Origin of the sequence: Halalkalibacter hemicellulosilyticusJCM 9152 (assembly GCF_000513115.1) — a bacterium.
GTDB lineage: Bacteria > Bacillota > Bacilli > Bacillales > Bacillaceae_D > Halalkalibacter > Halalkalibacter hemicellulosilyticus.
Genome location: NZ_BAUU01000001.1, coordinates 151,756 through 176,256, shown reverse-complemented (window position 1 = coordinate 176,256; position 24,501 = coordinate 151,756). Strand labels below are relative to the sequence as shown.

The 24,501-nt window shown below is 37.8% G+C and carries 18 protein-coding genes and 1 pseudogene; 7 read left to right on the top strand and 12 right to left on the bottom strand.

Features of this window, described 5'->3' with window-relative positions:
• Position 1: 1 nt before the first annotated feature.
• The 3 genes and pseudogenes from JCM9152_RS00795 to JCM9152_RS00785 all read right to left on the bottom strand — a co-directional run bounded on the left by JCM9152_RS00795 (position 2) and on the right by JCM9152_RS00785 (position 4,356).
• A complete protein-coding gene (locus JCM9152_RS00795; protein ID WP_035339810.1) occupies positions 2-853 on the bottom strand; it encodes a sensor histidine kinase in 852 nt (283 codons plus the stop codon).
• Positions 850-1,752 (bottom strand): cache domain-containing protein, encoded by a 903-nt coding sequence (locus tag JCM9152_RS00790; protein WP_148296408.1) that lies wholly within the window; start codon positions 1,750-1,752, stop codon positions 850-852. The genes JCM9152_RS00795 and JCM9152_RS00790 overlap by 4 nt, the downstream gene beginning before the upstream one ends.
• 311 nt (positions 1,753-2,063) lie before the next feature.
• A pseudogene (locus JCM9152_RS00785) lies at positions 2,064-4,356 on the bottom strand (glycoside hydrolase family 3 C-terminal domain-containing protein).
• Positions 4,357-4,490: 134 nt separating this feature from the next.
• Here JCM9152_RS00785 and JCM9152_RS00780 point away from each other — a divergent pair.
• The gene (locus JCM9152_RS00780; RefSeq protein ID WP_052015434.1) at positions 4,491-5,708 is read left to right on the top strand and encodes a helix-turn-helix domain-containing protein; all 1,218 of its coding nucleotides are present in this window, start codon (positions 4,491-4,493) and stop codon (positions 5,706-5,708) included.
• Between the two features lie 74 nt (positions 5,709-5,782).
• Here the strand turns inward: JCM9152_RS00780 and JCM9152_RS23605 are convergent, their stop codons facing one another.
• The 9 genes from JCM9152_RS23605 to JCM9152_RS00735 all read right to left on the bottom strand — a co-directional run bounded on the left by JCM9152_RS23605 (position 5,783) and on the right by JCM9152_RS00735 (position 17,468).
• Positions 5,783-6,145, bottom strand: a complete 363-nt coding sequence (locus JCM9152_RS23605) for an ROK family protein (protein WP_268870703.1) — start codon at positions 6,143-6,145, stop codon at positions 5,783-5,785.
• A 23-nt stretch (positions 6,146-6,168) separates the two neighbouring features.
• Positions 6,169-6,957 carry an ROK family transcriptional regulator gene (locus tag JCM9152_RS23600; protein WP_035339803.1) on the bottom strand — a complete coding sequence of 263 codons (789 nt, stop codon included), beginning with the start codon at positions 6,955-6,957 and terminating at the stop codon, positions 6,169-6,171.
• A 142-nt stretch (positions 6,958-7,099) separates the two neighbouring features.
• Complete coding sequence (locus tag JCM9152_RS00765; protein ID WP_035339801.1) at positions 7,100-8,809, bottom strand: SulP family inorganic anion transporter; 1,710 nt, start codon at positions 8,807-8,809, stop codon at positions 7,100-7,102.
• 394 nt (positions 8,810-9,203) lie between these two features.
• Positions 9,204-10,784: a response regulator transcription factor gene (locus JCM9152_RS00760; RefSeq protein ID WP_035339799.1), complete on the bottom strand. Its 1,581-nt coding sequence runs from the start codon at positions 10,782-10,784 to the stop codon at positions 9,204-9,206.
• Positions 10,781-12,559, bottom strand: coding sequence for a cache domain-containing sensor histidine kinase (locus JCM9152_RS00755; protein ID WP_035339797.1), 1,779 nt, complete (start codon positions 12,557-12,559; stop codon positions 10,781-10,783). The genes JCM9152_RS00760 and JCM9152_RS00755 overlap by 4 nt, the downstream gene beginning before the upstream one ends.
• On the bottom strand, positions 12,549-13,595 hold the full coding sequence (locus tag JCM9152_RS00750) for an autoinducer 2 ABC transporter substrate-binding protein (RefSeq protein ID WP_035339795.1): 1,047 nt from the start codon (positions 13,593-13,595) through the stop codon (positions 12,549-12,551). Before JCM9152_RS00750 ends, JCM9152_RS00755 begins: the two co-directional genes overlap by 11 nt.
• Positions 13,596-13,901: 306 nt before the next feature.
• On the bottom strand, positions 13,902-14,894 hold the full coding sequence (locus JCM9152_RS00745) for an ABC transporter permease (RefSeq protein WP_081727841.1): 993 nt from the start codon (positions 14,892-14,894) through the stop codon (positions 13,902-13,904).
• The gene (locus JCM9152_RS00740) at positions 14,891-16,396 is read right to left on the bottom strand and encodes a sugar ABC transporter ATP-binding protein (protein ID WP_035339793.1); all 1,506 of its coding nucleotides are present in this window, start codon (positions 16,394-16,396) and stop codon (positions 14,891-14,893) included. The genes JCM9152_RS00745 and JCM9152_RS00740 overlap by 4 nt, the downstream gene beginning before the upstream one ends.
• A 70-nt stretch (positions 16,397-16,466) precedes the next feature.
• Positions 16,467-17,468: a sugar ABC transporter substrate-binding protein gene (locus JCM9152_RS00735; protein WP_035339791.1), complete on the bottom strand. Its 1,002-nt coding sequence runs from the start codon at positions 17,466-17,468 to the stop codon at positions 16,467-16,469.
• A gap of 491 nt (positions 17,469-17,959) precedes the next feature.
• Between JCM9152_RS00735 and JCM9152_RS00730 the strand changes: the two genes are divergently transcribed.
• The 6 genes from JCM9152_RS00730 to JCM9152_RS00705 all read left to right on the top strand — a co-directional run bounded on the left by JCM9152_RS00730 (position 17,960) and on the right by JCM9152_RS00705 (position 24,489).
• Positions 17,960-19,066 carry a HAMP domain-containing protein gene (locus JCM9152_RS00730; RefSeq protein WP_035339789.1) on the top strand — a complete coding sequence of 369 codons (1,107 nt, stop codon included), beginning with the start codon at positions 17,960-17,962 and terminating at the stop codon, positions 19,064-19,066.
• Positions 19,060-19,755 (top strand): sensor histidine kinase, encoded by a 696-nt coding sequence (locus tag JCM9152_RS00725; RefSeq protein ID WP_052015433.1) that lies wholly within the window; start codon positions 19,060-19,062, stop codon positions 19,753-19,755. The genes JCM9152_RS00730 and JCM9152_RS00725 overlap by 7 nt, the downstream gene beginning before the upstream one ends.
• Positions 19,752-21,227, top strand: a complete 1,476-nt coding sequence (locus tag JCM9152_RS00720) for a response regulator transcription factor (protein WP_035339787.1) — start codon at positions 19,752-19,754, stop codon at positions 21,225-21,227. The genes JCM9152_RS00725 and JCM9152_RS00720 overlap by 4 nt, the downstream gene beginning before the upstream one ends.
• Before the next feature lie 124 nt (positions 21,228-21,351).
• Positions 21,352-22,683 (top strand): ABC transporter substrate-binding protein, encoded by a 1,332-nt coding sequence (locus tag JCM9152_RS00715; protein WP_035339785.1) that lies wholly within the window; start codon positions 21,352-21,354, stop codon positions 22,681-22,683.
• Positions 22,684-22,768: 85 nt separating this feature from the next.
• Positions 22,769-23,629 (top strand): carbohydrate ABC transporter permease, encoded by an 861-nt coding sequence (locus JCM9152_RS00710; protein ID WP_035339783.1) that lies wholly within the window; start codon positions 22,769-22,771, stop codon positions 23,627-23,629.
• Positions 23,629-24,489 (top strand): carbohydrate ABC transporter permease, encoded by an 861-nt coding sequence (locus tag JCM9152_RS00705; RefSeq protein WP_052015448.1) that lies wholly within the window; start codon positions 23,629-23,631, stop codon positions 24,487-24,489. The genes JCM9152_RS00710 and JCM9152_RS00705 overlap by 1 nt, the downstream gene beginning before the upstream one ends.
• The last annotated feature ends 12 nt before the right edge of the window (positions 24,490-24,501 follow it).

The following is a 24,501-nucleotide window of genomic DNA, read 5'->3' as shown; positions in this document are numbered from 1 at the left end:
TTTATTTCGGAATCCGTATTGTAATAGATGTCCCAATATCCTCTGAACTTTCTATTTCCACTCCAAACTCTTGTCCAAAAAGTAACTTAATCCTTGAATCAACATTTGTGACACCGATGCTATCTTGCTGATCTAGCGGTCTTTGATTACTATTCCGCAGTCGTTCCTTTACCTGCTGTAATTTTTCCTCATTTAATCCCTTTCCGTTATCTGTAATCATAATCTCTACTTCATCAAAGACAACCTGCACACTTATATCCAATACCCAATGATCCACGCTCGATGCAAAGCCATGTACAAAGGCATTTTCCACAATCGGCTGTAAAGTTAACACCGGCAGCTCAGCCTCCTCAGCTTCTTCATCGACGTACACTTCAACTGTTAGTTTGCCAACAAAGCGTCGTTTTTGAATCGCTAAATAGTGCTGTAAATAGTTCACTTCTTCGGATATCGTCACTAACGTTTTTTGCTGTTTCACAACATAACGAAACATGCGACTTAACGCTTGAATAATTTCATATACTTGTTCACCTTTATTGGCAAATGCCCGGTCACCAATAAGTTGCAGCGTATTATAGAGAAAGTGCGGATTTACTTTTGATTGTAAAGCAATTAATTGGGCATCCTTCTTTTCAATTTCACTCTTGTATTCCTGATCAATTAATTGCTTAATGCGATTAATCATATAAGAATAACTTCGCTCTAATCGGCCTACTTCATCTGTTCGGTTCGACAACCTTGTTGTCGTTTGGAAATTCTCCTTCTCTACCTGCTCCATCTCATTAGCAAGCTTTCGAATCGGCTTTGTAATCGTACTTGAGAAAATCAACGTAAAAACAAAGGCGAAAATCATGCAATGAGCGCTACGAAAAGACCGATACGAACAATCTGCATCGAACTAGCGAACACAATTGATTTCGGGAATACTTTAACAATATACATATTGCCATTATTAATCTCATCAAAGAATACATACGAATCATCAAGCGTTAAATAGGACCTGTGTTCTTCTGATTTTTTTATAGCTTCTTGAACATCTTGAAAAAGATGACGATCAATGGACTGTTCGTGATAAGGCTGATGCAATAGCTCACCTTCCTCACCCATTAAAAACACGGCACTCTCTTCTTCTGTTTTCAACATATCCATGTTTTCTTGAATAATGTCCCATTCAACATCAATGATAATACTACCGATGCTCTGTCTTGTTTCAAACTGATTAATGCTCCTCATAAAGGAGAAGGTTTGATCGCGATAATGATTCATAAATTGATAATGGGGAGTAGGTTCAATAGAAGGCCATGTTAGCAATGAACGCTCTTGATCACCAATGCTAATAATTTGTGGTGCCTCATCTGCAAACAACGTAATCGACCTTATACGCTCTCTGTTCGTATAATGGAGAGAATAGAGTGTACTTTCTATCGTCAAAGTAGCTCCATGCCTTCTGTATGAATCTTCATGTGACAGCTCTTTAAATTGAGTAATAAAATGACCATCCATAACTAATGAATGCATGACTCGATCAATTGCATCAAATTTCTCCGTAATAATAGAGCTTGCTTGCTGTACACCGGACGTATTCGTCGTAAAAATCTCATCAACCATATTTTTCGTCGAATAGTACGTAGCCCATGTTGTCACAATGACAATCGGTAACGTGACCAAGATCATCACGGCAATGATTAATTTATAATACAAACGACTATTAATATATATATAAAGGGCTCTAAGCCACTTCTTTGGACTCATGTGGGACTCACCTTCTTCATGCCGGAATGCTCCTATCATACCATAAATGCCTTCTACCATTTTCAAACGAAAAAACAGAGGTGTTCGTACGTTATAACTTGTACGAACACCCATTATGATCATTTCTTTTCGAAAAGAAGAACTTAGAAATTTTTAAGAAGTTGAACAAAGGAAGGTGTAAGTGAATTCTCAGGTGGCATCGGCTTCGTTCGTTACGTTTCCTGAAAGAACCCCACTTTCAGAAAAACTTAAAACCTTGTAACAACTACGCACGATACAGTTAAGAAAAGACGTTAACGTGCTTTACTTATTTAACCATTAGTGACTGCCTCATTTAACTGGCTAATCATCGCTTGAAGCCTCTCTTCTGTTAGCTGTCCATTACTAAAGTTCGACAGAGCTCGTAACGGCATGTATCTCATCATCGCCGCCATCATTTCAGCATATCCCCCTCTTCTTCTGCCGCTGCACTCGCGAATGGACTATCCCTCTGCGCCTCAGCTAACAGCTGCTTCGCGAGTGGTGCTACTTTCGGATTATCTAACAAATCACCAACGATCGTATTTCGGTGAACGTTAAATGGCTTCTCTTTTGTTGACTCCACCGTAATCGTTTCAGTTAACACGATATCATTAGAATTTTTTCCGATTAGAATCGTAAAATCACCGCTTTCCACATGCCAATCCGCCAACTCTGTATCATAGTAAGCAAACGAACGTTTATTTAGCGTAAACTCTACTGTTTTTTCTTCACCTGGTTGTAAGTCAACCTTCACAAAGCCTTTAAGCTCTTTTTCAGGACGACTTATTCGACTTGCGACATCCTTAACATATAGTTGCACAACTTCTTTTCCTGCGACACTACCTGTATTCTTCACCTGAACCGTACATATCACAGAATCTGTATCACTTATCTTCTTTTGGCTAACGGTTAAATTTTGATAGTCGAATGTTGTATAGCTTAAACCAAAACCAAATGGGAACAGTGGCTTAACCTTTTTTGTATCATAATAACGATATCCGACATAAATCCCTTCACGATACTCTACGCGATCACCATCTCCCGGGAAGTAAAGGTAAGATGGGTTGTCGCTTAGTCTTTCTGGGAAAGTTTCCGCTAATTTACCACTTGGATTTACATCACCGAATAACAAATCAGCAATAGCTCCTCCAAGTGCTTGACCGCCTAGGTAGGCTTCAAGCAGCCCCCTCACCTTCCCTAACCATGGCATTTCAATCGGAGCACCGTTACTTAAAACCGCAACAATATTTTCATTTACTGTCGCAACCTCTTCAATTAAACGCTGATGATTCTCTGGTATATTTAAATGCTGGCGATCGTAGCTTCTGATTCATAGCGGTCAGGAAGGCCGACGAATAGAATCACTGTATCTGCTTCTGCCGCTACACGCTTTGCGTCCTTAATTAATTGTTCATCAATCGTATCTTGATCACGATGATACCCTTGAGCATACGTTACCGTTGCCCCTTCACTAACGGTTTTCTCTACCTCTTCAACAATATCTTCTAGCTTCGTCGGATTAATATGTGAGCTTCCTCCTCCTTGGTAACGCGGAGCTTTGGCAAACTCACCGATAACCGCAATCTTGCCTTCTTTTTTCAATGGAAGGAATTGACCTTCATTCTTTAATAAAACCATACTTTCACGCGCTGCCTCACGAGCTAATTGATGATGCTCCTCCTGATCATACGATGCACTCTCTTTCTTCTCCTCAACCGATTTGAGGATAATTCGAACGATGCGTTCTACAGCAGCATTCAACTTTTCTTCCGATAAACGTCCTTCCTTCACAGCAGCAATAACCTTATTCTCGCCAATCCCTTGACTAGCTGGCATTTCAAGCTCAAGGCCATTTTTCACAGCTTCATCACGCTCATTAACAGCTCCCCAATCGGAGACGACAAAGCCTTCAAAGCCCCATTCTTCCTTCAATATATCTTGTAAAAGCGTTTTACTTTCTGAAGCAAATTCACCATTCACCTTATTATAAGCACACATCACCGTCCACGGTTGTGATTGCTTAACAGCCCCTTCAAAGCTCGCCAAATAAATTTCACGCAACGTTCTCTCATCAATAATCGCATCTGTCGACATTCTCCGGTGTTCCTGATTATTCGCAGCAAAGTGCTTAAGGGACGTTCCTATCCCTTGACTTTGCACACCTTTAATATGATTTGCAGCCATTTCAGACGAAAGATAAGGATCTTCTGAGAAATATTCAAAATTGCGTCCACATAACGGTGATCGTTTAATATTTGCACCAGGTCCTAACAACACAGCGACATCCTCAGCTTGACACTCTTCACCTAAAGCAATACCAACTCGTTCAATCAAACTCCGATTCCAAGAGCTCGCCATTCCAGCAGCTGAAGGAAAGCACGTTGCTGGTACACTATCATGCAAGCCTAAATGATCAGCCCCTAACCTTTGCTTACGTAAGCCATGCGGGCCGTCTGTCACCATAACCGATGGAATTCCTAATCGTTCTACCCCTTTCAAATGCCAAAAATCAAGACCAGAGCAAAGCCCTGCCTTTTCTTCTAATGTCATTTGACTAACTAGCTCTCTCGCCTTATCTGTCATCATAACTACCTCCTTCATCGAAATGAAACCGTTTTCTCTTTTCATTATAAAAAAGATATAGCAACTTTTATGGTATCTTGTTAATATTTATGGTATTTTATTAACAACATTTCACTTAAGGGGGAGGCATTCCTTTGCAACCTATTACTATCCAGCCAAAGCCGTTACTCAATCTTATTTACGATACAATTAAAGCTCCAGTTACGTATTGGGATTCACGAGGCAATACAGCCTATACTCACCTTTCACGTCATACGACTCAGACATTACAGCTAGCTGCAACGCTTCAATCTATTCATGCTAAAACCGTCGAATCCCCTTCTATTCACCTAACGAATACGAGTCTCCCCATTCACTTTCTCTCTATCCCACTACAGGAGGGCTCCTCTTCAATCGGAACGATTATTATCGGCCCTATTTTGTTCTCTCCCCTTCAAAAAGAAGAGCTTCACGCGTATTTAAATGAATCACATAACAACTATGATCACGAGCCGTTCCTCAACATCGTCGGAAGCATTCCAATCATTCAGCAAACGGATCTAATCAATTTCGGAAGACTTGTCTATTACCTTTTGTATGCGAAAGAAGTCGATGCCACTGACATTATCGAAGGGCAGCTCTCGGTTCCATTTCTAAATGCAGCGACACAACCACATATCGAGTTATTTAAAAGACGGCAAGATTCCCATTATCACCATGACCTGCTCTATGAAAAGGAAATTCTTCATGCTATTAAAGAAGGAAATAAAGAGCTGTTCTTAGAAAAGGCAGGAACTCCACCTTCTTCTGGACACTTCGGTATCTTATCGAAGAAAAGCTATTTAAGAGGAAGAAAAAACTTAGCCATCAGCTTTGTTACCCTTGCGACACGGGCGGCAATTGAAGGGGGATTACCTACGGAACTAGCATATACACTAAGCGACCTTTTCATTCAAACAATTGAGGAAATCACTGAGCCACACAAGGTCGATACCTATCGACTTGAAGCAGGGCTACAATTTATTGAACATGTCTCGACTAACAGGAAATTAAACTATTCTCGTTATGTCAATCAATGCTTAAATTATATCTTTACCCATCTCTATGAAAATATTTCCTTAAGCAAGCTCGCTACAATTACCGGTACTAGTACTGTCTACCTCTCTTCTTTATTTAAAAAAGAGGTAGGTATGTCACTTTCTCGCTATATTCAGCAAGAACGTGTTGAAGAGGCAAAGAAGCTTATTACTCTAACCGAGCATTCTCTCTCTGACATTTGTGTGATGCTAAATTTTCATGATCAAAGCTACTTTACGAAGGTTTTTAAAAAGATTACTGGAATGACGCCGAAGCAGTACCGGGATCGTACGTGAGAGGGATAGTTCATAGTAAACCTATCTACTGAACAACAAGTTCTTTAAAGATAGGTTTTGTATGGACTCATTTTCTAACCTCGCTCAACAAAAAACCCCTGAAACAGCTCTACCGCGGCTCCAATTGCAACGGCTTCCCTTCCTAACTTTCCCTTACCAATATGTAAATCTGTTAAATGACTAGCATAAATATGCTCCTTAGCCACAGCAATGACTCTATTCAAATAACGTTTATTCTGTTCTATTAGTTTCCCTTGCAGCAATACGACATCAGGATGAAGAACATTCACCATGTTCGCAATCGCTAATCCATAATAGTAAGCCGCCTCATGAGCAACTACTTCCACAGTCGGCTCTCCGTTTTGAAGGGCATCAATCAAATCCTCTGGTGATGTAAATGCTAATGATGGATTCATTTGTTGCACTAGTTCAAACATAGCTCCAAATGAGCTATACGCATTTAAACAGCCTTTCTTTCCACACGTACACATCCTCCTCCAGGGTGGACAATCATATGTCCATAAGAGCTAGCATCTCCTTGCTTACTATTCAAAGAAGATCCTGCTTGGATTATCCCACAACGGATCCCATACCCACTTATACAATACAATAAATTCTTATTAGAGTATTCCTGTATCTTGTATTCAGCAATCGCGGCAGTATTCGCTCCATTATTTAAGATAATTGGAACATTAAACTCTTGTTCTATTTTTTCAACAATCGAAACCTCTTCCCAGCCAAACGAGCGAAATGATTCCGGACGAATCATTTTTCCTTTTTCTCGATCGACCGGCCCGATTGCTCCTACTCCAACCCCAACTATATCATTATCATTTAATTGATGGTTTGCCATCATTTGCTTCATGTGATTCATGATACGAGACATCATCTCATCTGGTGTATACTTCTTCGTAACAGGGAACACTTTCTTATCAATCACAGCAAATTCCAAATTTAACAACAAGACTTGCACACTTCTCGCAATCTCGATTCCAATAATATAACCCGAAAGAGGATTAATCTTATACAAAACAGGCGGCCGACCACCTTTGGAAGGCCCTATCCCTCCTGATTGAATCCATCCATTTCTTTCTAAATCATGAATCATTCGTGTTAAAGTCGTTTGTGGGACAGCAAATGCATCTAATAAATCACCCTTAGATACTAGTCTTTTTCGGTGAATAAGTTCATACAGTGCTTTTTTATTCGCATTTTTTTTCGAATGATCGAGTAAGAATTCCCTAAACAAAGTAACACCTCATTTCCAAAACTAACCTTAGTATACCATAGTGAACCGATCAACATTATATGATAAGAAAAACGCGACAGCGTCTTTTCTTCTTCCAAACAAAAAGCTTCGATCTTGATAAATTTCAAAATCGAAGCCGTGTTTAGATGATATAATCTTGAACCCATTCCTTTGAGCTACTTATATAATTGAATGCAGGATCGAAATAAGATCGCAGCCCTTTTTCACGTAGTAGCTGTTCTAATGTAAGATGATTGCACTGCTCACTATACTTCTCCTTCCACCCTACCTTATTTACCGTGTCCCTTATAGAGCCCTTCATATTAGAAAAGAGCATCGTAATCTGCTGTTTTCTAAAGTATTCAATAACCTCTTCTAATCGTTGTATCGAGACAGAATCGATGTCATTGACACCACTCATATCTAGAATGAGCCACTCTGCTTCCTCTAGATCATTCAACCGTTTTAATTTCTCGTCTAAAAAAGCAACGTTAGCAAAGTGCAGACTAGAATCAATGCGAAGAACCCGAACTTTTTTAGCTGTAATCGCTTCTGGATATCGGCTAATATCACGAAATGTCTTTTCTCTTTCTACATAGCCTAATTGTACAATTTCTGGCTTAGCACTTTTTCTTATAATAAGAAGCAATGTAAAGATCGCTCCAACGATAATTCCCCACTGTATGCCAATAAATAATGTGGTAATAAAAGTCGTGACCCAAATCCATCCTTCAAACCGTTTCACTCGAAACAATCGCTTCATTTCAGGAATATCTACAAGTTTATAAACAGCTACGATAATAATAGCCGCAAGAGCCGCATTGGGAATATAATAAAATGCAGACGTAAAAAACGCCACCGTAATGAGTACAAATATTCCTGTCATAATAGCGGTCAATTGAGTCGCACCACCAGCCTGATGATTAACGGCTGTTCTTGAGAAACTTCCATTGACAGGAAAAGAAGAAAAAAACGATCCGACAATATTTGATAGACCGAGTGCCGTAAACTCTCGATTTGGATTAATTTCATAATTTTCCTTTTTCGCAATCGCCTTTCCAATTGATAATGATTCCATAAAGCCTAATAAGGCAATTGTAAGTGCCATTGGAGTTAGCATCATGACGGTTTCAATCGTCAATTCCGGCACAAAAAAGCCAGGAAATCCACTTGGAACATCACCTATCACTTGAAGCTGACGTTCCTCTAAACGAAACGAAGCCACGACTATTGTTGAAAGGAAAACAGCGACTAAAGCATTTGGCAGCTTAGGAGTAAATTTCTTTACTATTATAAGAAGAAGAATACTCCCTAAACCAACAGCTAGCGTAAGTAGGTGAATCTCATTTATCCGACTAAACACTTGGAAAAGAAGTAAATGCACTTGCAAATAATTGCCCGTATCCATCCCTAATAAATGATTTAATTGACTAATTCCAATCACAATTGCCGCCGCTGACGTATACCCATTAAGCACCGAATAAGGAATAAATTTCACAATAAAGCCCCACTTGAATAAACCGAACAAAAGCTGTAGCACTCCGACCATAAAAGCCAACACGATGGCATAGGTAATATAAGCTGACGAACCTGGATCGGCATAGACAGATACTCCTGAAAAAACGAGCAATGACGTAATCGCTACAGGCCCTATTGACAAATGTTTAGATGAACCAACAAGTGCATAGACAAATAAAGGAACCGTTGCAGCATACAAACCCATTACTGGCGGAAGTCCAGCAAGCATTGCATATGCCATTCCTTGTGGAATGAGCATCACAAACAATGTTAAAGCCGCTATTATATCTCGCTTAAATAGTATTGGATCATATTCTCTTAATGAGTTTTTCACGCCAGCACCTCCTAACCAATTCAGCTCATACCTAGTTTACCACACTTTTAACCAAAATGGTCAAAACTTTTCGCGTAATTGTTTTGGTGTACTACGAAAGGAATCCTCTTTCCTCTAATTCAGGGAAAACTCATTTCCTAATATGAAAATGTAATCCTCATTACGCTATTTGAACTAAACAAGGACAAAAGAAGGGATAAAACCCGAAATAAAGGAATGAGGAGACCTTAACGACTGTAAAATAGCGACATACAGCGTGAATAGAGGAAGGAGGAACCGCATGCGACATTTGACCATACCTCTTCCTTGATGAAACTGCCCAGCTAAGTGAAACCATCCACCTTTTTGTAGAAAAAGAGTGTTTGAAAGGTCAACCTTCCAAACACTCAACATCTCACATATTCTTTTGCAACTCACGGTACTTAGAAGGCACTTCCCCCATATATTGCTTAAATAAACGACTAAAGTATTTCGTATCCTTATAGCCAACCTCAGTCGCAATATCATAGACTCTTTTATCGGTTTGAATTAATAATTGCTTCGCCTTCATCATTTTTCGCTTCGTTACAAAGTCTAATATCGTTTCCCCTGTTTCATTCTTAAACACTTCACAAAAGTAGTTCGGATTCATGTGGATTTGCTCTGCTACTTTTGAAATCGTTATATTCTCATGCAAATGATCGATAATCCATTCCTTCGCCCTTTCTATCGGGCTTGATTCATTCTCGTTCATTGATTTAGCATTAATAATGGCTCTCGTCCAATTCAGTACAATTGACTTCAACTCTGTGAAATTCGATGCCGTTTTTACCTGATATAAGACATCCTCAAGAGGACTTGACTTCAGTTCATAGTTCGAGACTAATTGGTTATAAACGGTTGTTATATAAAATTGCACAACCTTCGTCACAACATGGGCTGATTCGCATTGTTGTAAATTCACAAATAATCGCGCTAGCATTTTATCAATTTGTACTAGATCGACTTTTTCAATCGTTACAGACAAGTGCTGTACCATTTGATAGAGATCATTCGGTATGAAGCTTTCTTCGTTTGGGGTATGGAGCGATTCCAACGTACCAGGTGAGAATATTCGATTGCCGCCTAATACTAAACGCATTTGAATGAGTGAAAGGAGCTGATCCCGTATAACAGGAATTAAAGATAACTCCTCAAAAGAATCACTTAAAGCAACAGAAAGCGCCCCTTGTCTCTGTAACAATTGATGGAGTTGATTCATATATGTCTTGCTACTTTCAGATTTCCCTTTCTCCATCAATAATACCCAGTAGCTACAACGCTCCCCCCGCCACCACCAAAACTTTGAATGTTCAAGCTGTGATACTCTCATGTGATCTAGCTCTTTTTCAATGGCTTCGAGTTTCTTTCCCTGCTCCTCATTATCCTCATGCTTATTCAATTGATGATCATCCATACTTATATAAGCCAATGTATATGCTCCACTTGGAAACTGTTTCAGCCATTGTAACAGAGATAAATCCGTTTCCTTTATCCATATTAATTCACTGAGCTGCTGTATTTGTCGTGAATACATGAATTGATCATCTAATTCAAGCTGCTCCTTCATCTCCACAACTTTTCCCTTCAGCCTTTCTAACTGGTCAGAAAATGTCTTTCGATTGATCGGCTTCAACATATAATCAACAGCACCTTGACGGATTGCATTCTGTAGAAAATTAAAATCATCAAATCCGCTTATAATAACAGGTAAAAAAACATATTGCTCCTTCTTTAAGGATTCTATTAACTGTAATCCATCCATTTTAGGCATTTTTATATCAGTAATAAGAACATCAAAGCTTAAGTTGCTTGAGCAGATTCCATCAAAAGCCTTCTGACCATCAGCATAGCTTCCAACCACCGACCACTCATTTTGATTTTGTTCAACAAGACGTTCTATCCCTCTTCGAATCCTTGCTTCATCCTCAACAACGATGACGTTAATACGATTCATTCTACAGAACCTCCTTCTCCCAAATATCTCATGATAGGGAGCCGTATGATGATCTCAGTACCTCCTCCTACTTCACTATGAATTCGCAGGCCATATGACTCCCCATACATCATCACAATACGCGCATGGACATTTTTCAGACCAAAGCTCGAGTCCTTCTTTAACATTAATTCAGCCTTTAATTGTTTCTCTAATTCGATTAATTTTTCAGGTGCTATTCCAGGGCCATTATCTCGAACTAGACATACAATCTCATCGTCTACTTTTTCAACGGAGACATGAACCATCGCTTCTTCTTTATCCTCGATTGTATATTTGACAGCGTTCTCAACAATTGGTTGCAAAATAAATTTCGGGGTGAAGTATTGTTGGCCATCTATGTTCTGTTCAATTGAAAAGGAAAGTCGATCTTCAAATCGATATTTTTGGATTGTGAGAAAGTCTCTAATATGATCGACCTCTGTCGCAATTAAAACCGCTTCATCTTTGTTACTCAATGAATAACGTAGCATTTTCCCTAAAATAGACACGACCTCAACAACCGTTTCCTTATCATCCTCCTCGACCATCATACTAATCGTTTCTAGCGTGTTATACATAAAATGCGGATTGATTTGAAATTGTAACGCATACAGTTCCGCTTCTTTTTGCCTAAGTGCCGTTTGATAATTGCTCCTAATTAATTCTTTTATTCTCGTAACCATTGAATGAAAGCTCCTCGTTAATACAGCTACTTCATCTTGAGACTTTGGATGTTTTGGTATATCAATGTCAAAATCGCCTCTTTCTACAGCACCCATTAATAGGCTTAAGCGATGAATCGGTCTTGAAACGTTCCATGCTAATAAAATGGAAATGATAACAAATACAACTACAAAAGCAATGAAAATGATAATCGTCATATTACGTACAAAGTCTGTCCGATCTGTTAAATGTTTTGCTGGAATACTATGAGTAAGAATCCACTGATGTTCATCTGACGTACTTACACTAATGACTTTGTTATCATCGTTCGTTAAAGTCTTAAAGCTTCCATGCTGTACAGGTAATTGTTCTACATCATTGAACCTCTCACCTATCCGACTCTGATCAGAATGGTATAAAATACGATAATCTTGATCCATCAACCAAATATCGCCGCCATCACGCATTTCCTCCACGACTTGATCAATAAATTGCAGATCTAGAGCTATAAACATCGTTCCTAAGCTCTTTTGATTATCAAAATCAATAATTTCTCTTTCTATTAATAAAAAAGGAATATCTCCTTCAAAACGCAAATCTGTTTCAAAAAAGGGTGTCACTTGATGTTGACCGTAGCTTGGTACATGCTCCAATTGCGCTTCACTTACAATGTCCACACGTGAATGATGAAAAAGACGATTATTCGATTGAATAAAAACAGCAATAATATCGTAATGAATCCCACTCAAATAAGCATTAGACAAGTACGTATTCATTTCAAATTTATCTCGCAATAACGTCGATTGATTAGGATATTCTTCATTTCGTAAAATGGACATAACGGACGATGAGCTATATAACAGTTCATTCAGTTTTTGCAGTTCCATAATTTGTTTATCTATATTCATATTTGCTTGCTTTAATAGTTGTGGGAAAAATTCTCCTGCCTGTGCTTCAATTGATTTTGTGTAATGGTGATAGGAGATAAACCCTAAGAATGCCATTGGTATAACCGTCAATATGATATACGTAATAATTAGTTTTGACGCAAACCTCGACTTATGGAAATTAGAAAATAGTTTAGAAATCATACTGATCCACATTGTCCTTTGTAAAGTCTATCGGCTCTCCCATAATGACCGTATCACCATCAAAACGTATGCGACCAACATTCACAATATTTTGTAAATCTGTCGGTAACTCTTCTTCTAATAATTGATGAGCAAGACTAATCGTTAAATATCCGAGTTTTTTCGGACTCCACAACGTGGTCATTTGTGCCGAACCATCAAGCAAATATTGACGCATTTCTACCGGTGACGATAAACCAACAACATGAATATCTCCACTCAACCCTAAATCACTTACTGCCTGAGCGGCTGCTGGTGGCCCCACCGATGACGTACCAATAACCCCTCTAAGATTCGGATTCTCTTCAATTAATGAAACAGCTTCTTCATACGCTTTCACTGGATCATCATCTGTTGTCACAATGTCAATCAAATTCATATTCGGGTAGAACTCCTCATGTTGAACTTGAATCCAATTTAACCATTCCCGAATATTAGCCGAGCCAGTAGAGCCTCCAAGAATAGCAAAATCTCCTGATTCATTTATCGTCCATGCCATTGTGTCCATTAAATGACGCCCTAACGTCTCAGGGTTGACCATGTTAATAAAAAACGTACGCAAATGAGAAGAAGTATCCGAATCCCATGTGATAACCTCAATCCCTTTTTTGTGCGCCTCCACTATGACATCCTGTATACCATCAGGATCAATAACCGAAATCGCTAATAAGTCCACACCTTCATCTATTAACTCACGAATAATTTCGATTTGCATCCTCGAGTCAACAATAACAGGCCCTCGATAAATCAATTCCACTCCTAAATCTGCAGCTGCCTCTGCCGCACCCATTTCTACACTATTAAAATAATGAATATCTACCTGCTTAGGGACCATTGCGACACGATAGGTTTCTCTCTTTTCCTCTTCCATAAGATCAAGAGGCTCTTGATCTGAACTATAAAGAATGACATACCCTTCATCTTGAGTCATTTGACGATATAAGATAACGCTTACAAACAAAATAGAAACAAGGGCTATTACTTTTAGTTTCAACATGGACTCACCTCAATCTAGTTTGAAAGCTACTATTATCATACAACCTGCCCTACTCGCTGACAAATTCAAATGATGTGATAAAAGGGATCCTTTTCCTTTTAAATGAAAAGAAAGCAACAAGTAAGAAGCACACTGAAAAAGTGCGTTTTTTACTTGTTCAGTGTGCTTTAAGTAATGAGCGTAGCCGTTGCCTGATTTCGAAAGCATTGCGATGAGTGGCGCGCAACGAGTGGAGCCATTACTCTTCTTTGAGTGACAGCTGTCTCCAAGTAAGTCCCTTGCTTACCTACCTGTTGCTTTGTTCATTTATTTTTTCTTCTTATTAAAAATCCGGTCTGCTCCAACAGCAATAATTAAGACTGAACCAACAATAACCATTTGATAGAATTCCCCGACATTCAAAATAACTAGCCCATTGGATAGCACACCCATAATTAAGACACCGAGAATAACCCCAATTAACTTACCTTGACCACCGAAAATACTCACACCACCAAGCACAACCGCTGTTACTACGTCTAACTCAAATCCTTGTAGCGCATTTGGTTGCCCCGAATTTAAGCGCCCAAGTAAGATTAAACCTGCAATAGAACAGAAAAAACCCGACATCATATAAACCATTAATTGAATTTTGTTCGTATTAATCCCCGATAAATGGGCCGCTTCTTCATTCCCGCCTAGAGCATAAATATGTCGACCAATATACGTTTTATATAGAAGAATGTACACAAGAATAAAGACGAGCACCATCATAATAACCGGGACTGGAATCCCCATCACAAATCCCGTACCGAACCAACGGATGCTTTCAGGGAAACCAAAGACAGGATATCCATCCGTAATAACAAACGTAACACCTCGTACGATCGTTAACATCCCTAACGTGGTAATCAACGCCGGAATCCCAACTTTAGTAATAATTAATCCGTTAATAAGCCCTACTAACACTCCGATAGATATCCCTATTAAAATAGCAATAAACGGATTAACACCAGCAGCAATAAGCATCCCCATCGATACACTTGTTAGTGCCACATTTGACGCTACTGATAGATCTATTCCACCAATCAATAGCACCATAGCCATCCCGGCAGCAATAATTCCAAGCATCGCTACTTGTCTCGTTATGTTAATAAAGTTCCCCGTTGTAAAAAAGCTCGTTGACATCACTGAAAAGAAAATAATCAATCCAATAAGAACAAGAAATAAAATGATTTCTTGATTTAATTTAAACAGCTGCTTATTTGATTTTGCTTCATTTGTCGGTGTAGGATTGTTTTCATTTGTGATTATTTTCATGATTTCACCTCATTATTAAACTCTAAACCTGCTGCTAATTGTAAGATTTTCTCTTGCGTTGCTTCTTCTTGTGAGAGGATCCCAGCCATTTTTCCTTCACACATGACCGCTATTCGATCCGATAGATTTAGTAATTCTGGCATTTCAGAAGAGATCATAATAATGGACTTCCCTTCACTTAACAATTGATTCATTAAATTATAAATTTCTTGCTTAGCACCAATGTCGACCCCTCTTGTCGGTTCATCAAAGATAAGTAGATCCACATTCGTTGCTAATGTTTTCGCGATGACTAGCTTCTGTTGATTCCCACCAGATAACTGTCCTGCCAGTTGTCCATTATAATATTTAATGCGAAGCTTCTCTTTGTAATTAGCTGTCACGTGTTTTTCCTTTTTCCCATCAAGAAATAACCCCTTTGCAAACTTCTTAACCGATGGCAGAATAATATTTTTGACACAGTCTTGATCTAATACTAACCCTTCTTGCTTACGGTCCTCTGGAATCAACCCAATCCCTAACTTAATCGCATGTTCTGGCGACTTAACGTTTTCAACCTTTTCTCCATCAATCGTAAAGGAACCACCTGTAATCGGATAAACACCAAATAACGTTTTCGCTAATTCCGTACGACCAGATCCAAGCAGACCCGCTACCCCAAACACTTCTCCTTTTCTTAGCTCAAAGGACACATTTGAAATTTTATCCTCTGAGCTAAGATTCTCCACTTTGAGGATGATATCGTCTTGTGCAACAGATGTTTTCGTAGACATTTCTAGCTCGCGTCCAACCATTAGCTGAATCAATTTATCATGATCTAATTCATCAATCGATTTTGTGGCGATATATTCTCCATCCCGTAAGACCGTTATACGATCTGAAATCTCAAACATCTCATCGAACTTATGCGAAATATAAATGATCGCAACACCTTCATTTTTTAATTGCTCGATTAATTGAAATAGCTTTTTCACTTCTTCTTCCGTTAAAGCTGCTGTAGGCTCATCCATGATCAAAACGTTCACTTCTTGTGAAATCGACTTCGCAATCTCTACCAACTGTTGTTCTGCTACTCCTAAATCTTTCACAGTCGTTTTCGGAGAAAAATGAGCACCAATCCTTTTTAACGCAAGCTTTGTCGTCTCAACGTTCTTCTGCTTCTGAACAAATAAACCACGTCGATACTCTTTTCCAAGCATAATGTTCTCTTCTACTGTTAAATGCGGAACTAAATTAAACTCTTGATAAATAATTCCGATTCCTTTATCAGCTGAAACTTTAGGAGAAAATTCTTCAATGACCGTTCCACCAATTTTCACTGTGCCTTCTGTCGGTGAAATCGCCCCTGCTAAAATTTTCATCAATGTTGATTTTCCCGCTCCATTCTCACCGGCAATCGTATGAACCTCGCCCTCTTGGATACTCATCGTCACTCCACTTAATGCTGTCGTTCCTGGATACCTCTTCACAATATTTTTGACTTCAATCACTCGTTTTGTCATCTGTATGATCACCTCTTGATTCAATAAAAAGGCTGAGGGAACCCTTGATCTGGATTCCCCACCTTTGGTCTTACTCTTGATCAAACTGTGCAATGTTTGAATCATTAACACCTTTTACTTCAATTTCAACTTCTGCATCAAAGTCTTCGCCATTTATAAGCGCCATCGCAATATCTACTAGAGATTCACCTGTTGCAAACGGCTGTTGATCAACAGTAAATTTATAAATTCCACCTTCACGAATTGCTTCTACCGCTTCAGGAACCGCATCAATTCCACCAACTGCAAACACGTCACTATCCTTACCTGCACCAACAGCTGCATTATACGCTCCTAACGCTCCACCATCATTAATTCCAAACACACCAATCATATCTGGATTCGCTTGTAAGAACCCTTCTGTCACATCGTAACCACTATTCGGATCTCCGGCTTGTTGATCGCCGACAACCTCGACATCTGGTGCATGTTCATGAATTCCATCAATAATTCCTTGCTTACGTTGAATAACCTGCTCAATTTGGTCGAAGTTCAAGATCCCGACTCCACCTTGTCCTTCATGTGTTTCTAAAATCCATTCACCAGCTTGGATACCTAAAGCCCAACCCATAGAATACTCATCTGCTCCTACCCACGCATCCGCATTATCTAGCTTTGTCGTATGAGCAATTACTGGGATACCAGCATCCTTCGCATCTTGTATCGCTTCATTAATAACTTCTTGGTCCGTCGCTGTTACGATAATCGCGTCTACACCCTGTGAAATGAAGTTTTGAATCGCATCAACCTGCGAGTTCACATCATCTCTTGGGTCATTTACGTTAACTGTATAACCATGCTCACCCGCTAAATCAGCTACCGCTTCTGTTAACTGAACAAAGAACGGATTTCCTAAATCAAGAACGGACATACCGATTACGCCACCCTCACTGGTTGTTCCTTCATCCGTTACTTCTTCGCCACCAGTGCTATTTTCATCCTCAACAGGTTCTGTACTTGCATCATCATTCTCTCCACATGCTACTAAGATCATCATCAGTGCAAGTGAAACAATCATCCATAACTTCTTCATCGGTCTTCTCCCCTTTTTCATTTTCGTTCATTTGATCTTTACTCAGAGCAAGAACCCTCTTACTACCACATGAACGTATACGCTTTCATTTGTAAATAAATGAGCTCTCTGCTTCAGATCATTTATTTAATGTCATTGTATTGCTTATGTAAGCGCTTGAAAACGAGTCATTCTTCAGTTAGGGTAGACAATATTCAGGTGTTAGCCAAAACCACAACTGCGATACTCTCTTTTAAACTTAGTAGTAACTCCACTATTTACACTGTATAACCACGGGCGTTTAATAAAAAATTTGTTTCCCAGCCTGTTAATAGATTATAATCAAGTCTTAATAAAGGAGCTTTAATGGAATACCTTATAGTTCTATCTACCACGATATGAAACCGCTATTATATAACGTCACGTTAGAAGTTATAATTTGAGGATTTTCTTAAACAACGTGAAGTGGAGTTATAAACAAATTTACGTTTCACATAATAAGGGGTGACCTAATGAAAAGCTTCTTTCATAAATTAACGATAAAAAATAAAATTTTTATTACTTTTGCCTTTACATACGTTATTGTCATTACTGTTATTGGTGTGTTGATGTATGTAACAAATGTTAATGAGATGAAAAACCAAACACAGTCCATGTCGAAAGTTTTGACAACTCAGTTTTCTCGAACAATTGATATGTATTTTGAAGATATCGAACGCCTGTCTATGGCCATTTTTACCGACTCTACTATTCAAACAACTTTGTCAAATTATGAAGAAAGTATCCTTTATAATGACATTACTATACGAAATGTTTTATACCCTCGATTATTCACTTTCGTATATCCACATGATTGGGTCGTAGGTGTTGAGTTATATACAAATACCGGTACAGTATTTGATTATAGAAATCACCGTAATTTGTCAATTCGATATGACACTCAACCACACGAATGGATGCTTCAATTAAATGAAATGGATAAGATTGATTTTACGTTATTACCAACAACCACCCCTTCTCCACCAGATGAAGGGGTAGAGCATATTGTCTCACTCGTGAGACATGTGTATGAAATTCCGCAACGTAACAAGATCGGTTCCATTAAAATTGATATTGATTTAACCGTTTTTGAGGAATTGTTAGAAATTGAAAATGTAGAAGAATTAGAAGAACATATGCGTGTTATAGTTGTTGATGACGATATGAATGTGATCTATGATCAAAATAATCAACTAATAGGACAACAATCTCAAGAATTAGCAACAGCCATTAACAGTAGTCAACATTTAAATGATGGCGTCATCAACTGGCAATCATCGCGCTTCCTTTATACAGATAACTATTCTGATTTTACAAATTGGAATATGCTCGTTTTAATTGAAAACGATTTTATCGTTTTTGAACAAAAGCAAATCTTATTTTTCGTAGTTATAACAGGTGTTATAACAATTACAATCATTGCCTTAATTTCTTATTATTTATCCTATGGAATCACACGTCCTTTTGCCAAACTAATGAATAAAATGAAACGAGTGGAACGAGGAAATCTATCCGCTCATATGAAAGAAACCCAAAACCCTGAAATCGATGTTTTAGTAAGGTTTATAACAATATGTTAAATAGTATTCACAAACTTATTTCGGAAGTTTACGAATCAAGTATTACAGAAAAGAATGCAAAAATATCCGCCCTTCAATCACAAATTAATCCACATTTTCTTTACAATACATTGAATATTATGAAGTCCATTAGTCGTGTGAAAGGTGTGGAGGAAGTAGCAGAGATTTCAGAGGCATTATCAGATCTATTTAAATATTCAATGAAAGATTTAGACAAAGAAGTGACCTTGCTCGAAGAAATTAACCATATAGAGAATTATATGCGCATCCAGCAGCACCGCTTCCGAAACCGTTATCGTCTCCAAGTCAATATGACGGAACAAGTTAAACAAGCAAGTATACCGAAGTTAATGATTCAGCCATTAGTTGAAAATGCTGTAAACCATGGATTGAAAGATATTCAAGAAAATGGTCTCGTCACGATAACAGCCTTCCAAAAAGAACAAACCATATATATTACTGTTATTGATAATGGAGCTGGTATCTCAGAAGATAAATTACAACTTTTAAATAGACAACTTAATCGAAAGATCATTGAAACAAATGATTCAGGCGTTGGGTTAACAAACGTATCTCAACGATTACGTCTCATGTACGGGGCTCGCTATCAACTACAAGTAGTGAGCAAAGAAAATGAAGGTACAAAAGTAACGATTCAATTACCATTTAATAGGAAAGGATCAAAATGATGAATATTTTTATTATAGAAGATGAATACTGGGCTTTAGCAGAACTACAAACATTATTAAAAGCATATGAATCAAATCACTCCATCTCTTATTTTGAAAATGCACTCTCTGCTGTTGACGCATTAAAAAAAGAAAAACCAGACTTAGTCATAACAGACATTACAATGCCAGGGATGAGTGGCCTTGATTTTGTCAGCCACGTAAAGAAAATCGACGACCAAATTGAATGTGTCCTCTTAACTGTTCATGACACATTTGACTATGCGAAAAGCGGGATCAAGCTAGGTGTTGCAGACTATATATTAAAGCCGATAAGAAAAGAGTTATTATTTGAAACGATCGATAGAGTTTTAGTGAAAATCCAAGAAAAACAAAAAGATGAAGAAAACAAACAAGAATGGTCGATTCGAAATTTACTTTTTAAATCATCTGAACATGTTGATGAAGAAGATCAACATTTAGAACGGCAATCTTTGACCATCATTTATTTATTGTCTAAAAATTGGAAAACACCTCCAAATATTGATCAGCAATTGCTCAAAAGTAAAGTAGAATCTTTTATAAATAGAAATGACTACTATTTATCAATAGATGAACGTAGAAAGTTGATCATTCTAAATCACTTTCAAGAAGATCACTCCCTACGTTCATTATATAAAGAACTGGCTTCCTTTTCACAGATCCATATGGCTATATACAATAAATCTGAAAAAGAAACATTAAATCACGGTTTCCTGAAAGTGCATCAAATGTTGGAACAACATAAGCATTTTGGCCATTCGAGCTTTGTAAATGAACAAAATCAACAAGAAGATCCATCATTAACTCCTGTATGGGATATTGTTCGTTTATTGGAAAAGCAATTAAAAGCTGGTCAGTTTGGCTCAGCTGAACAGCAAATTCAACAATTAATGAGTAAAATAACACTCTTAAAGATTTCACAGCAACAACTGTTTCAATTTTTAATTGATATGTATTATGCATTAGCCCTTAATTTAGAAAAAGCGATGAATATTAAAATTCAATTTGATGTTGACCTTCAGCTTGACAGTCTAAATCGCCTTTCTACATATGCCGAGTTGGAAAAGTGGATAACGAATATGCTACGTAACATTGAATCATACATTCATATTGATGATAGTGCGCCAAAGCATCTTATTCCTAAAATTAAAAAATGGATTGAATACGATTATGCCAATAGTATTACATTTCAACAATTTGCAGAAGATCATCATGTCAGTTTAAGCTATTTATCACAAGAATTCAAAAGACAAACAAATTGTACATTTTCTGAATACTTATCTCAAGTACGCATTGAGAAAGCAAAAGAATTATTTGAAAGTGGATTAACACGTACAGCTGAGGTCGGAGAATTAGTTGGTTATCATGACCCTAAACATTTTAGAGAGGTATTTAAAAAAATGACCGGAATGACTCCTAAATTGTATAAGGAGCATATAAAAAGTAAGTGATGCGCACGAATCGGATGGGAGGGATTTGTAAAAATCCCCCCCTGTTTTTGTGAAATAGATAGGTTTTTTATCGTTGTAAGCGCTTTTAAAATAAAGGTGTAAGAAAAAATAAGGGGGTAAGAAAATGACTTTATTAAAAAATCAGTGGTTGTTAGGTGTAGCAGTCTTATTACTATTATCTATGGCAGCGTGTGGTGACAATGATTCAGACACAGGTGCTTCAGGTGATAATGACAGTGAAACAGAATCAAATGAACCCGTGACACTTTCACTTTTAGTTGGTAATCAAACCGTATTAGATGGGATTGAAGCTGTAGCAGCAGAAATTGAAGAGTTATACAATATTAAAACCGATATTGAATTAAGACCAGGTGGATCAGAAGGTGATAACCTTGTCAAAACGAGGTTAGCAACTGGCGATATGACAGATTTACTTGCCTATAATTCCGGCTCACTCTTTAAAGCATTAAATCCAGAAGAATACTTCGTAGATCTATCTGGTGAAGAATTCACTCATAATTTAGAAGATGTATATACCGAAGCTGTTTCGGTAGGAGATGCTATTTATGGTATCCCGTCAACAAGTGCTGCAGCAGGGGGATTGCTCTATAACAGAGCCGTTTATGAAGAGTTAGGCTTAGAAGTTCCGACAACTTGGGATGAATTTTTAGAAAATAACGATATCATTAGCGAAGCCGGTATTACACCTGTAATAGCATCTTATCGTGATACATGGACATCTCAGCTCTTATTTTTAGCAGATTATTACAACATTCATTCAGTAGATCCTGATTTTGCAAACAATTTTACAAATAATGAAGCTAAAATTGCAGACACTCCACTTGCATTAAGAAGCTTTGAGAAGTTACAAGAATTATTACAGCGAGGGCATTTTAATAATGAGCAATCTTCGACAGGTTACGAGGATGCACTAGCTATGCTAGCCAATGGTGAAGCTGCACATTATCCAATGCATACATTTCCTTTAGCTGAGATTAGAAATACTTTTCCAGATGAAATTGAAAATATAGGTTTCTTCGGACTACCTGGAGACGATCCTGATAATCATGGTATTACGTTATGGTTACCAGATGGAATCTATGTTAATAAAGATTCAGAGCATGCGGAAGAAGCAAAGCAATGGATTGAATATTTCGTATCTGAAGAAGGTTTAACAACGTATATGTCTGTTATGCAAGCTGATGGTCCTTACATGGTGTCAGGTGTTGATTTACCTGAAGATTCATACGAGGCGGTAAAAGAAATGGTTCCCTACATTGATGAAGGGAAAGCAGCACCTGCACTTGAATTTATTTCCCCTCTTAAAGGGCCAAATTTAGAACAAATTACAGTAGAAGTTGGATTAGGGATGGTAACACCTGAAGAAGCTGCCACAAATTATGATCGTGATGTCGAAAGACAAGCACAACAGTTAAATTTAGAAGGTTGGGAATAAGGTTTTTTGATTAAATATAGAATAAGCCCTGTTATATTGCTTTTTTAACAGGGCTTTTCTATTAAGAAATAAGGGGGAGAGAACAATGAAAATAAATAAAGTATATAGCTATGCTTTGTTAATTCCTGCTGGTCTTATATATGCTTTATTATTTTTATACCCAACTGCTGTGTCTTTTTTCTTTAGTTTCACACGATGGACATTAACAGATTGGGAATGGATTGGCCTAACAAATTTTAGAATGTTTTTTGAAGAATCTTCTCTAATGATCGGTTTCAAAAATACATTTGTCTTTGCTTTTTTAACAGCAGGATTAAAGGTCGTATTCGGATTGCTTTTTGCTGTATTTTTAACATCACAAATAAAAACGAAACGACTCATCCGTTCCACTGTATTTTTCCCAGTTTTAGTAAGTACTATTGCAGTCGGTATCGCATTTAGTGTGTTAATGCATCCATCGCAAGGGTTAATTAATCAATCTCTTGCCTTTATAGGGATTAATGGCCCGGATTGGTTAGGGAATCCAAATTTAGCTATCTATTCTGTTGCATTAGTTGATGTTTGGAAAGGAGTAGGCATAGCTACGGTTATTTTCATTGCTGGGATGATGTCAATTCCGAAAGATTATTATGAAGCACATCAAGTAGATGGAGGAAATAAAGTAAATGCTTTTTGGCATATTACTTTACCCCTTTCAAGACCAGCCATAAATGCCGTAATTATTTTGGCTTTAATTGGTGGACTTCGTACATTCGATCTTGTTTGGGCCATGACCGGTGGGGGACCTGGATTTAGTTCTGACTTAATTGCTTCGATTATCTACAAACAATATCAAGCAGGGTTCTATGGCCTTTCAACGGCTGGGAACGTCATTCTATTCCTAATGGTTGCTGTCATCGTCTATCCAATCTTTAGGTATTTAAATAGAAAAGAGGTGAACCTATGATGCGACAATCAAAGTTAAACAATGGTAAGAGAAAGCGAAATATAGTTCAAATCATTGTTGAATCATCTCTCGTGCTAATATGTGCTTGCGTGTTTATCATTCCATTTTATTTTATTATTGTGAATGCGATGAAAACGAGATCCGAAGCGGCTCAACTATCGATTGCATGGCCTTCAGAATTTCGTATCATTGAAAATATTCAAGAAGTATTAGCCGCTAGAGATGGGATGTTGCTCTTAGCATTCTTCAATAGTACGGTCATTACAGTGACTTCTATTTTCATTTTGCTAATCATTTGTTCGATGGCTGGTTTTGTTTTACACCGTCGCAAGGGAAGATTAGTGAGTATCATCGGCTCAACCTTTTTAGCAGGGCTAATGATTCCACCTGCTGTCGTCCCTACTATTTGGGTATTAGAACAATTTCATCTATTCAAAACATTTCCAGGTATTATTTTGGTCATGGTTGCAATTTCCATTCCATTTTCTATTATTTTATACACAGGCTTTATTGCTACAATTCCCAAAGATATTGATGAAGCTGCGATTATTGATGGATGTGGTGGTTTTAGATTGTTCTTTAACATTATTTTTCCGATGTTAATGCCTATTCATTCCACCGTTATTATCTTAAATGCTGTACAAATCTTTAATGATTTCGTTCATCCGTTGTATTTTTTCCCAGGCTCAGAAAATGCAACTGTACAATTAACGTTATATAACTTTATGAGTATGTATAATACAGACTGGAATTTGCTATTTGCTAATGTGTTACTAATTACAATACCTCCTTTCATCTTGTTTTTAATCTTTAGCGAGAAGATTGTTGCAGGTATGACTTCTGGAGCAGTGAAAGGGTAATGACAGTATTAA

Coding starts and splice junctions, on each gene's coding strand:
- JCM9152_RS00795 (WP_035339810.1), bottom strand. CDS start 853: ATGATTTTCGCCTTTGTTTTTACGTTGATTTTCTCAAGTACGATTACA.
- JCM9152_RS00790 (WP_148296408.1), bottom strand. CDS start 1,752: ATGAGTCCAAAGAAGTGGCTTAGAGCCCTTTATATATATATTAATAGT.
- JCM9152_RS23605 (WP_268870703.1), bottom strand. CDS start 6,145: ATGTTTGAACTAGTGCAACAAATGAATCCATCATTAGCATTTACATCA.
- JCM9152_RS00760 (WP_035339799.1), bottom strand. CDS start 10,784: ATGAATCGTATTAACGTCATCGTTGTTGAGGATGAAGCAAGGATTCGA.
- JCM9152_RS00755 (WP_035339797.1), bottom strand. CDS start 12,559: ATGATTTCTAAACTATTTTCTAATTTCCATAAGTCGAGGTTTGCGTCA.
- JCM9152_RS00750 (WP_035339795.1), bottom strand. CDS start 13,595: ATGTTGAAACTAAAAGTAATAGCCCTTGTTTCTATTTTGTTTGTAAGC.
- JCM9152_RS00745 (WP_081727841.1), bottom strand. CDS start 14,894: ATGAAAATAATCACAAATGAAAACAATCCTACACCGACAAATGAAGCA.
- JCM9152_RS00740 (WP_035339793.1), bottom strand. CDS start 16,396: ATGACAAAACGAGTGATTGAAGTCAAAAATATTGTGAAGAGGTATCCA.
- JCM9152_RS00735 (WP_035339791.1), bottom strand. CDS start 17,468: ATGAAGAAGTTATGGATGATTGTTTCACTTGCACTGATGATGATCTTA.
- JCM9152_RS00730 (WP_035339789.1), top strand. CDS start 17,960: ATGAAAAGCTTCTTTCATAAATTAACGATAAAAAATAAAATTTTTATT.
- JCM9152_RS00725 (WP_052015433.1), top strand. CDS start 19,060: ATGTTAAATAGTATTCACAAACTTATTTCGGAAGTTTACGAATCAAGT.
- JCM9152_RS00720 (WP_035339787.1), top strand. CDS start 19,752: ATGATGAATATTTTTATTATAGAAGATGAATACTGGGCTTTAGCAGAA.
- JCM9152_RS00715 (WP_035339785.1), top strand. CDS start 21,352: ATGACTTTATTAAAAAATCAGTGGTTGTTAGGTGTAGCAGTCTTATTA.
- JCM9152_RS00710 (WP_035339783.1), top strand. CDS start 22,769: ATGAAAATAAATAAAGTATATAGCTATGCTTTGTTAATTCCTGCTGGT.
- JCM9152_RS00705 (WP_052015448.1), top strand. CDS start 23,629: ATGCGACAATCAAAGTTAAACAATGGTAAGAGAAAGCGAAATATAGTT.